The following is a 15,343-nucleotide window of genomic DNA, read 5'->3' on the forward strand; positions in this document are numbered from 1 at the left end:
TTCATAAGTCTGGTAATGATGGCAGAGAGGTCACACCCGTTCCCATACCGAACACGGAAGTTAAGCTCTCTAGCGCCGATGGTAGTTGGGACTTTGTCCCTGTGAGAGTAGGACGTTGCCAGGCAAACTAAGACGAGTCAGAATGACTCGTCTTTTTTGTATATATTAACTAGACAATTATTAATTTTCCCCTTTAAATAAGGGAATTGATAGATCGAGTATTGAAGCTATCCCAAGTGTAAGGGGTAAAAAGCGCTCATAATTCCCCTGAAACTCATAGAATATAGACAAATTAACTTTACTTGAATGTAATATGTAAGTTTTGAAATTTCTTTTTGATATAATGTCTCTATAAAGCCGTGTGAAAGGAGACTCCTTACTTTGAAAGCAACAAGTATTAAGTTTTATGAATTTGGAGAGCCTCAAAAAGTTTTGCAGTTAGAAAATAAGGAAGTTAGAGATCCGGGGGTTGGCGAAATTTTAGTACGAATGAAAACTCGCCCGATTAATCCATCTGATTTAATTCCCATTCGGGGAGCATATTCTAATCGAATTTCTTTACCGGCTATTCCGGGATATGAAGGGGTTGGTATTATAGAAGAAGTAGGCCCCTCTGTTTCTAAATGGTTTCTTGGTAAGCGAGTATTGCCGCTACGAGGTGAAGGTACGTGGCAAGAGTTTGTAAAATCTTCAGCGGAACTAGCTGTTTTAATTCCAGATTATATTGATGATTATACGGCAGCTCAGCTTTATATTAATCCGATTACAGCATGGGTTATCTGTACAGAAGTATTGGCATTGAAACCTGGGGATGACTTGATTGTAAATGCTTGCGGATCTTCTATTGGCCATATTTTTGCACAATTATCTCGTGTTTTAGGATTTCGTTTAATTGCAGTAACACGTAATGATACTTATACAGAAGAATTAATTCGACTTGGTGCTTCATATGTAATTAATACAATGACCACCCCACTCTATGAAACAGTTATGGAATTAACAAATGGTTGTAAAGTTAAAGCAGCAATTGATTCTATAGGAGGATCATCTGGTACAAATCTAGCTTACTGTATACGTGCGAATGGAACTTTGTTAACAATAGGCCTTTTGTCCGGAATACCTGTTGATTGGACAGAGATTATGAATAATACAAAAGTGCATGCAAACATATTTCATTTACGTCATTGGAATCAACAAATTTCTACAAGAAAATGGCATGAAGCATTTCGTCAGGTTATACAATGTATTCATGATAAACAATTAGTATTAACAAGACCTTATGCTCAGTATCAACTTTCAGATGTAAAAGAAGCTCTTAATTCTGAACAGAAAGGAAAAATATTTTTAAATAGTTGAAACTAGGAGCATAATGAAGGGTGGTTAGATCATTGTAATAAGGGGTAGTGACAGGGCTGCTGTCATAGACCGCAAAGTAGAATGAAATTAGCTTCAAAGCCTATTTGTTTGGGCTTTTTTTATTGCCTATTTTTTAATAAGATCTAAGTGTTTACAATTTCAGCTGCGAGGCGATAGTGATATGAAGCGAAATTGGAATCTTGATGAACTAATTGATCATTTTACAATTGTGTCTGTTGAAAAAGATCTTATCGGAAATAAGACAGGAGCAAGCCGCTTGGGCTTAGCTGTTTTATTAAAGTATTTTCAGCAAAAGGCTCGGTTTCCTATTAAAAAGAAGGAAGGAGAAATAGTCAAGCTTGTCGAAATGACGATTGGAGAAATTGAATTCTAAAACTACAACAGAACTCGCTTTACTCTAACTATTTAGAGTAAAGCGAGTTCTGTTGTAAAGGTTGTCTACACTTGTGCAAAATAGAGCGAGGAGAATCACAGATGGGATATTTTAAAGAAAAACAATCTAAAAAGGATATTATCTTGGTAGCCGTTGGCTATTATTGTCGGTTTTCTTTAAGCTATCGTGATGTTTCGGTTTTCTGCGTACAATGAATTACAAAAATTACTAGTCACTACTTAAATATTGCTTCTTATTTATCAACCTGTTTATGCTTTTTTCAAACTTTGCAACAGAATCCTTTATTATATGGCTACATTTGCTATGATGAAAGAAAAAGGCAAGAAGAGAAGGTGTAACAACATGGAAATTCATTTGGTAGCAAAAGATGAGTTAGAAGCTCAGGGAATACGCTGGTTGGTGGAGTCGCATTTTACCGGAGTTCGGCTGATTTTGTGGAATACCATGGAGGCATTTGAAAATGGTATACAGAAGCAGCAACCAGGTCTTGTTATTTTGGATATGGACGGATGGAAGCATGAAAGTGAGAGGTTTTGTGGGTTGATGCAGCAGCACAGCATTCGCTGGTTAGGGATTTCATCCGAGCGGATCTTTCAAACTGCTTATCGCGCGCTCCGTTTTCGTGCAGAAGATGTTTTATTCCGTCCATTTTCTCCGTCTGATTTAATCAAGCGTATTCAACAACTGCGCTTTCAATTGCGAAATGATAAGCGTTACTTTGCGAGCAATACAGCAGAAGAATCGGATTCATTTGACATCGATTACCCTGATCTTTTTTTGACAGAGCGAAAACATGCCAGTCCGATAACGATGGTCGCATTTTTGACTCCTCATTTAGAAACTCTTCCTCTTGTATATAATGCATTGCAACGTTATTCTTTCACTGGAAAGAATCGGATATTTACTTTATCTAATTTTATTTTATGTGTGCAGGAAACCCAAGAGACCGATGTGTTTCAGGAGGAATACCATACATTTCTTGCAAGCTGGAAAGAGCGAATGGATGAGCCCGTCGCTATTGTGATTAAAACAGCATCTACAGAAGATTCATTAAAAAAAACCTATCAGCAAACACGCCAATTAATGAGGCGAATTTTTTTCGAAGGTTATGATATTATTTTGGCTGAAAATGAACAAATGTCTTCTCAAGAAATGGATCCATTCCTCACTCCTTTGGAACAGCGCCAGTGGATTGAAATGCTCGAAAAAAGGAATACAAAAGCAATTAGGGATTGGGTGGAGCGTGAATTTCTAACTTTTCAGCAGCCATATCCTGATGCAGAAATCGTTCGTATTCGCCTTACGAGTGTACTTGCGCAAATCCGTCGGTATATGAAATCATACAATCTCCAAACTGGTTCTTGGGAAGCGACATATCACAACGTCTTTCAGCAAATTGTACATAAGCCAGTCATTTATGAAATTGTCCAGGAACTGCTTGAGTTTACAACCGGTTTGTTTCTTCAGGATCATGAGCAATTACAGGAAGGCTCGCGCACGCTTGTTGAAAAAGCAAGGGAGTTGATTGAGTCCAACTATTGGGATGCCCAGTGGAATTTAGCGGCATGCGCTGAGACGCTTCGTATTAATAAAAGCACCCTCAGCCGCCGCTTTGCAGCCGAATCCGGCCAGTCATTCCGTGATACGCTGCATCAAGTACGTATTCAAGAGGCGAAACGTCTATTACAGGAAACGAATTTATCATTGGAAGAAGTTGCACGGTTAACGGGCTATTCCCACCAAACTTATTTTAATGCTAAATTCAAACAGCTTGAAGTATGCACCCCTTCAGCTTATCGGTCTGGATTATGAAAAAAGACGGTTCAGTTTATACTGGGCCGTTTTTTTAATTTGATTACAAGTAGAAATATTTTGATATTATTTATAAAAATGACAATAAATAATTAAATTATAGAAATAATTTATAAAAAATCATTTAATTATAAATAATTTTCAGAATTTATATAATAAAATAAATATAACAACACATAGGAGGTAGAAATAAATGAAGGCGATTACAGAAAACAAAGTAGTACGTTATAGAGGTACAGAATTGCATACAAAAGGCTGGCAACAAGAAGCGGTACTTCGCATGTTAATGAATAATTTAGATCCTGATGTAGCTGAGCATCCAGAGGAATTAGTCGTATACGGCGGGATTGGAAAAGCGGCACGTAACTGGGATTGCTTTGATGCAATCGTTCAATCATTAAAAGCGCTGGAAGAGGATGAAACGTTACTTGTTCAATCCGGGAAACCAGTGGTCATTTTTAAAACGCATAAGGATGCACCACGCGTACTGATTGCGAATTCAAATATTGTACCAGCATATGCGAATTGGGACACATTCCATGAACTTGATAAAAAGGGATTAATGATGTATGGCCAAATGACAGCTGGAAGCTGGATTTACATCGGCTCTCAAGGGATTGTACAGGGAACATACGAAACATTTGCAGAGCTCGCAAAACAGCATTTCAACAATACATTAAAAGGCACGATCACGGTAACGGCGGGCCTCGGCGGCATGGGTGGCGCACAGCCGCTTGCAGTAACGATGAACGGCGGCGTTTGCATCGGTATCGATGTGGATGAAACGAGAATTGACCGACGCATCGAAACTCGTTATACAGATGTGAAAACAGATTCACTAGATGAAGCTATTCGTTTAGCTAAAGAAGCGAAACAAGCAGGTAAAGCATTATCAATCGGTCTGTTGGGCAATGCCGCTGAAATTTTACCGGAAATGATTGCACGCAGCTTTATCCCGGATGTGTTGACAGATCAAACATCCGCGCACGATCCGCTGAACGGATACACGCCTTCAGGATTGTCCTTCGAAGAAGCAGCAGAACTGCGACAATCCAACCCTGAAGAGTATGTGAAACGTTCGAAAGCGTCGATGGCAACGCATGTGAAAGCGATGCTTGAGATGATGGAAAAAGGTGCCGTGACGTTTGACTATGGTAATAACATTCGTCAGGTTGCAAAAGATGAAGGAGTAGAAGACGCATTCGACTTCCCTGGATTCGTTCCAGCTTACATTCGTCCGCAGTTCTGTGAGGGAAAGGGACCTTTCCGTTGGGTAGCGTTATCGGGAGATCCTGAAGACATTTACAAAACAGACCAAGCTATTTTGCGCGAATTCGCAGATAATGAACATTTGTGCAACTGGATCCACATGGCACAGGATAAAATCCAATTCCAAGGCCTTCCTTCCCGTATTTGCTGGCTGGGTTACGGGGAGCGTGCTCGTTTCGGTAAAATCCTGAATGATATGGTGGCAAGCGGGGAACTAAAAGCACCAATCGTTATCGGCCGCGACCATTTAGATTCCGGATCTGTTGCTTCACCAAACCGCGAAACAGAAGCGATGAAAGACGGATCAGATGTTGTATCAGATTGGCCGATTTTAAATGCCATGGTGAACGCAGTGGGTGGCGCTACGTGGGTATCTGTTCACCACGGCGGTGGAGTCGGAATGGGTTATTCTTTACATGCAGGAGTGGTCATTGTGGCAGACGGCACGAAAGAAGCAGAAGCCCGTATTGAACGAGTGCTGACAACAGATCCGGGTATGGGTGTAGTGCGCCACGCCGATGCCGGATACGAGCTGGCAAAGAAAACAGCACGTGAAAAAGGGATTAACATCCCAATGCTAGATAAATAAAGGGAAAGGGAATGATCAGGAATGACAAAATCAATTTGGATTAAACATGCAGCCCAGCTGGCTACACTTACTTCGGAAATAAAAGGTCCCCGTTCCAAAGAGGCCATGTCTGAGCTTGGTTTGATCGAAGATGGCAGCTTGTGGATTGAGAATGGTCTTATCCAAGCAGTCGGTACGACTAAAGAAATCGAAGAACGCTATGCCGAAAAATTGCATACAGCAGACGTTGTGGATGCTTCCAATCATTTAGTTACGCCTGGACTTGTAGATCCTCATACGCATGTTGTATATGGCGGAAGCCGCGAGCGTGAATTTGAAATGCGCCTTGAAGGTGCAACATATATGGATATTATGAATGCGGGTGGAGGGATTCATGCGACCACCCGCATGACACGAGAAGCAACGGAAGAAGAATTAATCGAACAAACAACGCACCGTCTTGATTCATTTCTTGCTCATGGAGTGACGACGGTGGAAGGTAAAAGTGGTTATGGTATGAATTTGGAAACTGAGCTTAAACAATTGCGCGTAATGAAGAAATTACAAGAAAAGCATGCAATTGACATCGTTCCTACTTTTATGGGTGCCCATGCAGTGCCGCCGGAATTTAAAGAAAAAGAAGATGAATTTGTCGATTATTTAATTGATGAAATGCTGCCGGTGGTAGCTAAGGAACAATTAGCCGAGTTTAACGATGTTTTTTGTGAAAAAGGAGTGTTTACGCCTGAACAATCGGATCGGATTTTAGAAGCAGGGAAACGCTTCGGATTTACCCCTAAAATTCATGCGGATGAAATCGCGCCTTATGGTGGAGCGGAATTGGCTGCAAAGGCAGGAGCTATTTCGGCCGAGCATTTATTAAAGGCATCAGATGAAGGCATTCGTGCCATGGCAAAAGCCGGAACGATTGCTTGTTTATTACCAGCTACAGCGCTGTATTTACGCGAAGAAGCGGCAGCCGGCAGAAAGATGATTGATGCGGGTGTAGCTGTAGCTATTTCGACTGACTGCAATCCCGGCTCTTCACCGACAACTTCTATGCCGCTTGTGATGAATCTAGCTTGTATTTTGATGAGACTTACTCCGGCAGAAGCATTAACGGCAGCAACGTATAATGCGGCCTGCGCCATTAATCGTCAGGAAAAAGTAGGATCGCTGGAAGTAGGTAAGCAAGCAGATATCGTCTTGTGGAATGTTAAAAACTATCAAGAATTACAATATTTATTCGGAGTTAATCATGTTAAGTCCGTATGGAAAAAAGGTGTACAGGTGGTGTCTTGAGATGAGGGAACAATGGCTTAAGGTGCCTGAATGGTCTTGGAATCGATTAAAAGATGAGTTAGCTTTTGTCCATCATTGGGTTCAACCACTAAATGAAGTGGAAGGCACGCCGGATTTAATTCTTTATGGAGCACCAATCTCCAGATCTTCCATTAGTGTGTCAGGTGCTTCCTTATATCCAACGGAATTTCGCCGGATGTGGAAAGGTTTTGCCACCTACAACTTGGATGAAAAGGTCGATTTGACGGATTTCCAAGTGGCAGATGCGGGGGATGTGGCGATGCATACGACGGACATCCTTTTATCACATCAGCGCATTCAAGAGTCAACAGCGTATCTTGTGGAACACTATCCGAACACTATAACGTGTATGATTGGCGGCGACCATTCTACAACGGCCTGTGCTGTTCGAGGAATTAAAGAAGTTTGTAAGGAAGAAACGATTGGAATCTTGCAACTCGATACGCATCTTGATGTAAGGGATCCGGCAGAATTAGGGCCTGCAAACGGAACGCCGATCCGGCAATTAATTGATGGCCATATCGTCAAAGGAGAGAATGTCATCAATATCGGCTTGCATGGCTATTTTAACGCGAAGCCGCTTATTGATTATGCGGAGGAACATCGCATTCAGATGGTGACATTAAAGCAAGCGCGCAAGCAGGGACTTAGCAATACTGTTCAGGAAGCACTTGAGCGACTGTCAGCAAAAGTTGACCGTGTTTACGTCACAGTCGATATGGATGTACTTGATATTTCTGTTGCGCCGGGTGTACCGGCGTCCACCCCCGGTGGTATGACAGCGATGGAGCTGTTTGATACATTACTGGAAATTGGCCAGCATCCGATTGTCCGGCATATTGATTTTGTTTGTCTGGATCCGAGCAAAGATTCGGCGATCGCCGAAACAGTCAAGACCGGGGTGTATGCATGGCTGCAATTTATCACTGGTTGTGTTTTACAGACTAGATAAAGGAAGCTCCCATCAGTGGGAGTCCTACTGCCAGTTAATAGAGGATAAAACTCTATTCCATTAAGTAAGGAAAGAAAAAGGGGCGGGATCGTTACAAATTAAGATTGACCCGAAAGCACACATTATGCAAGAAGAAATATTCGATCCCGCCTTTGCTTTAGCTAAAATAATAGATTAGAAAGAAAAGATTAAGATCCATTAATCATAAGAACTTGCAGCAATTGTTACGGCAATTGCTCTTTTTTTGTAAGGGGTCTCATCCCATGCTTCGCGCACCTTGAAAGAAATCGAAACGATTCATGCTATATATAAACGAAAACGAAATTTGCAGCCAAACTTCGTTTTTTCAACGTACAATGAATTACAGCAATTACTCGCAATTGCATAAGATTCAGCTGTACTCACCTTAACTTTCTATCTATTAAAAAACTTTGCACCAGAACCCTGTACTTCTAGTGGTTCCTTTTTGATTACAAAATACTTATCAGATTTGATTTCAGTAATGATATTGATTTTAAGTGTAATTGTATTGTTAGTGTTCTTAAAATAATTTAATGGCGAATCTGATGATTAGTTTTTTGCACCAGAACCCTTCTGATAACCTTTTTATAGTACAATCATTTTAACTGATAAATTAGTAATTTAAGGAAGTGTAACATATAAAAGAATGTATTATTATTGGAATTGTATTTAAATAGGGTACCATTTCAATTAAGAAAAACATACTTTGTCCGGTTAGAAGGTTTGGTTAAAATGTTCAGCGTTTTTGCTGAATAAGATAGTGTGGTAGATATCTATCATTTTTAAAAGAACCATTGGATGAATTTAAACAGAATTATATAATAAAAATTAATAGTAAGAAGGAGCTAATATGGGAAAACATTATGAAGTGGTAATTATTGGGGCAGGTTCAATAGGAATGGCTGCGGGTTATTATTTATCCAAGTTGGGAATAAAAACCTTGCTCCTTGATCTTAACAATCCACCACATGATAAGGGTAGCCATCATGGTGAGACAAGAATTATTCGCCATGCGTATGGTGAGGGGAATCAGTATGTTCCACTTGTATTAAGAGCACAGGAGTTATGGGAACAACTCCAGGAGGAATCTAACAAACAATTATTTCTTCAAACAGGGGTGCTGTGTGCGGGAGCACCAGGATCTTCTTTCATAAAAGAAGCAATAAATAGTGGCAGGGAATATTCTTTGCCTTTTGAGGTCTTATCTAGTAAGGAGATGGCGTATCGATGGCCGGGTGTTACATTCCCAGAAGGGTTCACCAGCTGCTATGAAACGAGGTCAGGAATTCTATTTAGTGAAACATGCATACAGGCTTTTCGGGACCTGGGTCTGGCAAATGGCATGACTGTTCTTCCATTTACAAAGGCTGAAAAGATTGAGGTTCATTTGAATGGAGCGACCATTCGAACGGCGAATGATACCTACCATACAGATTTTGTGGTTGTAAGTGCAGGTGCATGGTCGGGGAAACTGTTAAAAGATTTAGGATTGGATCTTTCGCTTCAGCCAATCAGGAAAACTGTTTCATGGTTTAAGTGTGACCCAGAATTATATGATTCTAGTGTATTTCCCGCTTTTACGGTTGACTTACTATATGCCCATTATTACGGATTTCCGAGTATTGGTAGTAGTGGATTTAAAATCGGCCGCCACGATGGGGGAGTACAGGTTGACCCGGATGAAGCAGTAAGCCCTTATGGGCCTAATGATGAAAAAGAGATTCGTTCGTTTCTAAGAAAATATATGCCTTCAGCGAATGGGCCTTTAGCAGAAGGAAGAACATGTTTCTATACGTTAACGCCGGATGAACATTTTATCTTAGACCAGCATCCCGAGTACCCGCATATGTTTATTTCTGCCGGTTTTTCTGGTCATGGTTTTAAATTTGCAAGTGTGGTTGGTGAGGTAATTAGCCAGGTAATTACAAAAGGAGAATCTTATTACGATCTAACTAAATTTTCAATAAAGAGATTTAAGAAGTAGATGTCTAAAAGGGCGTCTATTTTAATGGAGTGAGGAAAGGATTAATAAACATAGCAATAATGTGCTAATGTTTCGAAATATCCTCTAGAGTCAAATGATTTAAAGATGGATATAATTATTTTATCACACTAATCAATTTCTTAATTTTCAATATATTGTAAACGCTTTAATTGACTAAGAGGAGAGAGTGTGAGCCGTTAAATAATTTATTCGGGACTAAATGTTTGAAAATTCAAAAGTTAGAGAGGGGAATTTCCGGTGAACGAACAAACCTATAGGATGGATGACGCTCCGCTAAATAAGTTTCATATAAGGATTACAGCACTGACCTTTGGATCCAATTTTTCTGATGGATATGCTCTTGGGATCATTGGAATGGCTCTTAGCCTCCTTGGCCCGCAAATGCATCTTGGTCCTTTGTGGAATGGATTAATTGGAAGTTCTGCCTTAATTGGATTATTTTTTGGAAGCCTTTTGCTTGGCGGACTTTCTGATAAAATTGGAAGACAGAAAATATTCTTATCCAATTTTATCATTATCACAGTAGCATCTGCTTTGCAATTTTTTGTAAATGATCCAGTAACGCTTTTTATACTGCGGATATTAATCGGTATTGCTCTTGGTGGGGATTATGCAGTAGGTTCTACTTTACTTGCGGAATTTGCGCCGAGAAAGTACAGAGGTATTCTATTATCATCATTAAATGTTTTATGGACAGTTGGTTATGTTCTTTCCAATGCTGTAGGATATTATCTTGGAAAGATGGGCCCCGATTCTTGGCGCTGGATGCTTGTTAGTGCAGTGGTTCCTGCTGCAATTGTTTTAGTCATGCGTATTGGAACTCCTGAATCACCAAGATGGCTTGTAAAAATGGGCCGAAAAGAAGAGGCAAGAGAAATCGTGAGAAAATATATTGGACCTCATGCCGTAATGGAGGAAAATATTTCGCAAGATGTCGCCATTAATTATGGAATCAAGGATCTTTTCAACAAACATCTTTGGAAACGCACTGCTTTTGGTAGCCTATTTTATGTATGTCAGGTAGTCCCTTACTTTGCCATTTATACTTTCCTTCCTACAATTTTAGAAAAATTGGGATTTGAAGAAACCTTTACGGTTGATATGCTATTAAATCTATTCCTTCTTGTTGGTGCGATCGCTGGTTTATGGTGTACAGAGAAGCTCTCACGCCGCGGTTTTACCATTTATACCTTTATTATTCTGACCATTTCCTTATTTATTCTAAGTCTTATACCAGCAGGATCGCATGGTTTTACTATCATGGTTTTTGTCATCTTCACCTTTGTCATGTCTGCAGCTTCAAATCTTACAATTGTCTATCCAGCAGAATTATTCCCAACGGAAATTCGCGGTACAGGCGTTGGGGTTGTTACAGCGATAAGCCGAATCGGTTCAGCAATTGGAACATTCCTATTACCGATTAGTGTCAGTTCCTTTGGAATGAAAACATCGATGATCTCCATGTCCGTTATCTTATTAATTGGAACGGTTGTCTCGATTGCATGGGCACCAGAAACGAAATCACTTGGCTTGAATGAAGCGAGTGATCCAAATCTAGATGTTAATATTAGCATGGATGGAGAGGGAAAGAGTGTTGAAATAGGAAGATAACATTCATTTCTTGGTCATATTGAAACTTGAAGGGAGTAGGTAAGGAAAATGAATACAACTATATCAAAAATCCACCCAAAGGAAATAAAAAAAGTTACACTAGGTGCTGGAGCTATTTCCATAAATGAAATCATTGCTGTTTCTAGATATGATGCCGAGGTTTTATTTTCACAGGATTACCGTGAACGAGTAAATCTTTCACGATCGGTCATTGAAAAGTTTTTAGATGAAGAACGGGTCATTTACGGCGTCACAACAGGATTTGGCAGTAACGTAACCGAAACGATCTCCACAGAAGATGCCGAGGTTCTTCAAAAAAATATTATTCGTTCTCATGCAGTATCAGTTGGTGAGCCGTTGGAAAAAGAAGTGGTAAGAGCCATCCAATTCATGATTCTAGTTAATTTAGGGAATGGTTTCTCTGGTGTAAAGTTAGCGACTTTAGAACTTTTAAGGTCGCTACTCAATCACCAAATTATTCCTTTTGCCCCTGGAGAAGGGTCGGTTGCGTATTTAGCTATTGAAGCCCATATGGCCTTAGTGTTAATGGGGGAAGGAAAAGCCTGGTACAATGGTGAGTTGATTCCAGGGAATGAGGCTTTAGAAAAAGCTGGTTTGCAGCCTGTTTCATTGGGCTGTAAGGAAGGATTATCCCTAATAAATGGATCGACTTCGGTCACAGCTTTTGCTTCATTAGCTCTCTATAACAGTATTCAGGCAGCAAAAACAGCGGATATTGCAGGTGCCATGTCACTAGAAGCATTAAAGGGAACCATTAAAGCCTTTGATCCAAGAATCCATTCGGTTAAAAGGCATGAAGAGCAAGCTATCACAGCACGTAATATTGTAAAAATGCTGGAACGCAGTGAGATTGTTGAAAAATATAAGGATTACAGAGTACAGGATGCCCTTAGCCTGAGATGTATTCCTCAAGCCCATGGAGCCGTAAAAAAGGTTTTAAAAGATGCGGAATTTACCATCTGTAATGAAATGAACTCAACAAGTGACAATCCAATCATTATCCCTGAGGATCAGGGAGATGCCCTAATGGTTGGGAATTTTGATGGAACATTCGTTGGTATCTATGCGGATACGATGGCCATAGCGATGGCTAATCTTGCAAAGGTTTCAGAGAGAAGGCTAGACCGGCTCGTCAACTATCATGTAAGTGAGCTTCCGAATTTTCTCGTAGCAAAGCCAGGCTTAAATAACGGTTACATGATTCCACAGTATACGGCGGCGGGGCTGCTTAATGAAATAAGGGTTCTTGTTCATCCCGCAACCGTTGATAATACACCAACCAGTGCAAATCAAGAGGATGTGGTCAGTTTTGCTTATTTTGCGGCAAAAAAAGCCTATCAAATTTCTAAAAAGCTGGAGTATATTTTAGGACTTGAATTGATGGCGGCTGTTCAAGCGTTGGATTTTCATCAACCTTTAAAACCTTCACCCGTCAGCCAAAAGGTTTATGAGCTCATCAGGAGTGTCGTTCCAACTGTAGAAGAAGATCGATATTTTTATCCGGATATTCAATTTATTACCAACCTTATTCATGAAGGTGAAATCCTAAACACTGTCGAATTGATAATTGGAAAACTAGATTGGTAGGAATGTTTAGAATATATGGAAGCTATTCTACTCATCTTCATAACGAGTAGAATAGCTTCCATTCTATTTGGGGGCCCAAAATATGGTTGAAGAACTGACACAAATATCTTTTTCTCAGCTTTTGCTTTCAGGAACCTTTGTACATGTGGCACCCTTTAAGGATTTGCAAGAAAAGTATGGCGTGAAAATTCAGCCCAATGTGGTTGTTTTAGTTTCGATGGATCGCTATCCAGATTTAGCCGAGGGAAAACCGATTGAATGGAAAATTAATATTGGACGAAAGCTTGTAGAAGAATTAGACACCCTCTTATCTATTCCATTTTTATGGGTATGGACGGAAGAGGGGGTTCTAGCACTCTTACTGGATTTTCATGAGGTCAATATACAAGATAGAAAGAGAGAAATCCTATTACAGGCAGAAGAGATTCAAAGGACTTCTGATCAAGTTGGTATACATGTTTCAATTGGTATAGGAAATTTTTATGATGACCCATCTCACCTAATTTGTTCGTATGAAGAGGCAAAAAAATCAATGTCCGGAAGGTTTTTTCAAGGGAATAAATTAATTTTTCACACAGATATGAGAAAAAACATGGTTGAATCCTTAATGATTCCTTTAACGAAAGAAAAGTCGGAACTATTTTCAATCGTTAGAATCGGGTACACAGATGGGGTCGTGACTCAAATCAAAGGAATCATGAATAGGGTGGCTGAGATTTATAACTATAATGAAGATATTTTTAAATCTGAGGTCATTGATCTTCTCATGATGATGTCCAGAATTGTGTTAGAAGCCGGAGTAAGTCCTGTCTCGATATTGACCAATACGGCGAATGTGATTCAAGATCTTTATCATACGATTCGATATGACAAATTTGTTATGAAAGTTTGTAAATATGCGGAATGGTTAACTGAACAGGTAGAAAATATATATATTCGTGATGTTTCACCCCATATTAAACTTGCGATTCGTTATATGAAAGAGAATCATCAAAAAGGAGTTTCTTTAGAGAATATTGCCCATTATTGTCACTTGAGCAGATATCATTTCAGCCATCTTTTTAAAAAAGAAGTTGGAATCAGTGTCATGGATTTTTTTAATAAGCTAAGAATTGATAAATCCTTATTTTATTTGGAAAAAACTGAATTTCCTGTACGGGAAATTGCTAATCAAGTCGGTTTCCATGATTCCAATTATTTTAGCCGATTATTTAAAAAATATATGAAGTCCAGCCCAACGGAATATCGGCGGTTAAAGAGGGAGATTTAATAATTTATTAGGGGACTGCCGACAAACTGCGTTTATCTTAACTCATGTAGGGGTAAGTCCGAGATAAGTCCAAAAACCGCCATACATATGGGATTAAATGTAAATTTTTATAATACCAATGATTTTATCCCTTATCCAGTTCTGATAATTTCCTATATGGGGTCACAACACATACCCATCAACCTAACAGAACAGGTTGCCCCCAAAACGATAAAAATGAACTTCATTGCTATAAAAGATCCTAATTTTTCGTTTTGGGGGCATTGTAAAACTTTAACCTGATGGCGATGGGGTATCATCATCAAGTTAAGGTTTAGATATACATTAGAACGAGCTCTTTCTAGATACTTTTCATCTTATTTATGAAAGAAGTTCCGAAAATGAGTACACCAAATAAACCCTAGCGGGTTTCATTTTTTGAATTATGCTATGTTATGCTTAGCCAGGGTATACTCATAAACAGTACCTAGGATATCAAAGACTGTTTTCTTCTCGTAGCGATGAGATTTTCGTCCGTTTTTCTGTAGAAGGTCAAACAGACGAAGGAGGATCTTTGATACTTCTTGGGTGTTTTTTTGTAAGGCCTGATGAAATAGTATGAAGTAATCCTTATCCAAAGGGGCAAAGCATCTTAACTTTTTTGCAAACATCACAACTTTATTCAAAATATCGCATCTTTTTTATAAACATCGTGACTTTATTCTAAATCTACATTTACTTTTATCACCATCTACTTTGCGGTCTACGACAGCAACCTTTTCACTAGGCCAATAACAGTAAGAAAGATTTTATAAAAAGTGTTGACTATCAGTATATAAGTGTGTAATATAGTAGGAGTCGCTGATGCAACAGAGCAAAAAGCGAAAACGAAATAAAAAACTTAGTTGACATTGAAATACAAAAATGTTAACATAAGGAAGTCGCAATCAAGCGGCAAACAAGTTCTTTGAAAACTGAACGAAACAAACAACGTGAAACGTCAATTTTTATTTATGATGCTAGACAAACTTTATTGGAGAGTTTGATCCTGGCTCAGGATGAACGCTGGCGGCGTGCCTAATACATGCAAGTCGAGCGAACCGATTAAGAGCTTGCTCTTAAGAAGTTAGCGGCGGACGGGTGAGTAACACGTA

9 protein-coding genes, 2 rRNA genes and 4 pseudogenes are annotated in these 15,343 nt (G+C 39.5%); 14 read left to right on the plus strand and 1 reads right to left on the minus strand.

The window, feature by feature from the left end; translation table 11 throughout:
• Positions 1-8 precede the first annotated feature (8 nt).
• From rrf to WAX78_RS24750, 13 genes and pseudogenes are all read left to right on the plus strand, one after another.
• Positions 9-124 (plus strand): 5S ribosomal RNA (rrf, locus tag WAX78_RS24690).
• Positions 125-381: 257 nt separating this feature from the next.
• Positions 382-1,356, plus strand: coding sequence for a zinc-dependent alcohol dehydrogenase family protein (locus tag WAX78_RS24695; RefSeq protein ID WP_336484630.1), 975 nt, complete (start codon positions 382-384; stop codon positions 1,354-1,356).
• A 181-nt stretch (positions 1,357-1,537) separates the two neighbouring features.
• Positions 1,538-1,699, plus strand: a pseudogene (locus tag WAX78_RS24700) (DUF4158 domain-containing protein); the annotation flags it as partial.
• Positions 1,700-1,851: 152 nt separating this feature from the next.
• Positions 1,852-1,944: pseudogene (locus WAX78_RS24705) on the plus strand (IS6 family transposase); the annotation flags it as partial.
• Positions 1,945-2,215: 271 nt separating this feature from the next.
• Positions 2,216-3,583, plus strand: coding sequence for a helix-turn-helix domain-containing protein (locus WAX78_RS24710; protein WP_336484632.1), 1,368 nt, complete (start codon positions 2,216-2,218; stop codon positions 3,581-3,583).
• A 193-nt stretch (positions 3,584-3,776) separates the two neighbouring features.
• Positions 3,777-5,441: a urocanate hydratase gene (gene hutU, locus WAX78_RS24715; RefSeq protein WP_336484633.1), complete on the plus strand. Its 1,665-nt coding sequence runs from the start codon at positions 3,777-3,779 to the stop codon at positions 5,439-5,441.
• Between the two features lie 21 nt (positions 5,442-5,462).
• Positions 5,463-6,722, plus strand: coding sequence for an imidazolonepropionase (gene hutI / locus WAX78_RS24720; RefSeq protein WP_336484634.1), 1,260 nt, complete (start codon positions 5,463-5,465; stop codon positions 6,720-6,722).
• Between the two features lies 1 nt (position 6,723).
• On the plus strand, positions 6,724-7,695 hold the full coding sequence (locus WAX78_RS24725) for an agmatinase family protein (protein WP_336484635.1): 972 nt from the start codon (positions 6,724-6,726) through the stop codon (positions 7,693-7,695).
• Positions 7,696-7,957: 262 nt separating this feature from the next.
• A pseudogene (locus tag WAX78_RS24730) lies at positions 7,958-8,083 on the plus strand (IS6 family transposase); the annotation flags it as partial.
• Positions 8,084-8,566: 483 nt separating this feature from the next.
• Positions 8,567-9,700, plus strand: a complete 1,134-nt coding sequence (solA, locus tag WAX78_RS24735; protein WP_336484636.1) for an N-methyl-L-tryptophan oxidase — start codon at positions 8,567-8,569, stop codon at positions 9,698-9,700.
• A 258-nt stretch (positions 9,701-9,958) separates the two neighbouring features.
• Positions 9,959-11,332, plus strand: coding sequence for an MFS transporter (locus WAX78_RS24740; RefSeq protein ID WP_336484637.1), 1,374 nt, complete (start codon positions 9,959-9,961; stop codon positions 11,330-11,332).
• Positions 11,333-11,380: 48 nt separating this feature from the next.
• On the plus strand, positions 11,381-12,940 hold the full coding sequence (gene hutH, locus WAX78_RS24745) for a histidine ammonia-lyase (RefSeq protein ID WP_336484638.1): 1,560 nt from the start codon (positions 11,381-11,383) through the stop codon (positions 12,938-12,940).
• An 82-nt stretch (positions 12,941-13,022) separates the two neighbouring features.
• Entirely contained in the window at positions 13,023-14,210 is a 1,188-nt protein-coding gene (locus WAX78_RS24750) for an AraC family transcriptional regulator (protein WP_336484639.1), read from the plus strand.
• 422 nt (positions 14,211-14,632) lie between these two features.
• Here WAX78_RS24750 and WAX78_RS24755 read toward each other — a convergent pair.
• Positions 14,633-14,821, minus strand: a pseudogene (locus WAX78_RS24755) (IS4 family transposase); the annotation flags it as partial.
• A gap of 398 nt (positions 14,822-15,219) precedes the next feature.
• Here WAX78_RS24755 and WAX78_RS24760 point away from each other — a divergent pair.
• A 16S ribosomal RNA gene (locus tag WAX78_RS24760) occupies positions 15,220-15,343 on the plus strand; the annotation flags it as partial.

Source organism: Bacillus yunxiaonensis (genome assembly GCF_037104695.1).
Taxonomy (GTDB): Bacteria; Bacillota; Bacilli; order Bacillales; family Bacillaceae_G; genus Bacillus_A; species Bacillus_A yunxiaonensis.

Bases quoted from the DNA above. Each gene is read 5' to 3' on its own strand.
- WAX78_RS24710 (WP_336484632.1), top strand. From the start codon at position 2,216: ATGGAGGCATTTGAAAATGGTATACAGAAGCAGCAACCAGGTCTTGTT.
- hutU (WP_336484633.1), top strand. From the start codon at position 3,777: ATGAAGGCGATTACAGAAAACAAAGTAGTACGTTATAGAGGTACAGAA.
- hutI (WP_336484634.1), top strand. From the start codon at position 5,463: ATGACAAAATCAATTTGGATTAAACATGCAGCCCAGCTGGCTACACTT.
- WAX78_RS24725 (WP_336484635.1), top strand. From the start codon at position 6,724: ATGAGGGAACAATGGCTTAAGGTGCCTGAATGGTCTTGGAATCGATTA.
- solA (WP_336484636.1), top strand. From the start codon at position 8,567: ATGGGAAAACATTATGAAGTGGTAATTATTGGGGCAGGTTCAATAGGA.
- hutH (WP_336484638.1), top strand. From the start codon at position 11,381: ATGAATACAACTATATCAAAAATCCACCCAAAGGAAATAAAAAAAGTT.
- WAX78_RS24750 (WP_336484639.1), top strand. From the start codon at position 13,023: ATGGTTGAAGAACTGACACAAATATCTTTTTCTCAGCTTTTGCTTTCA.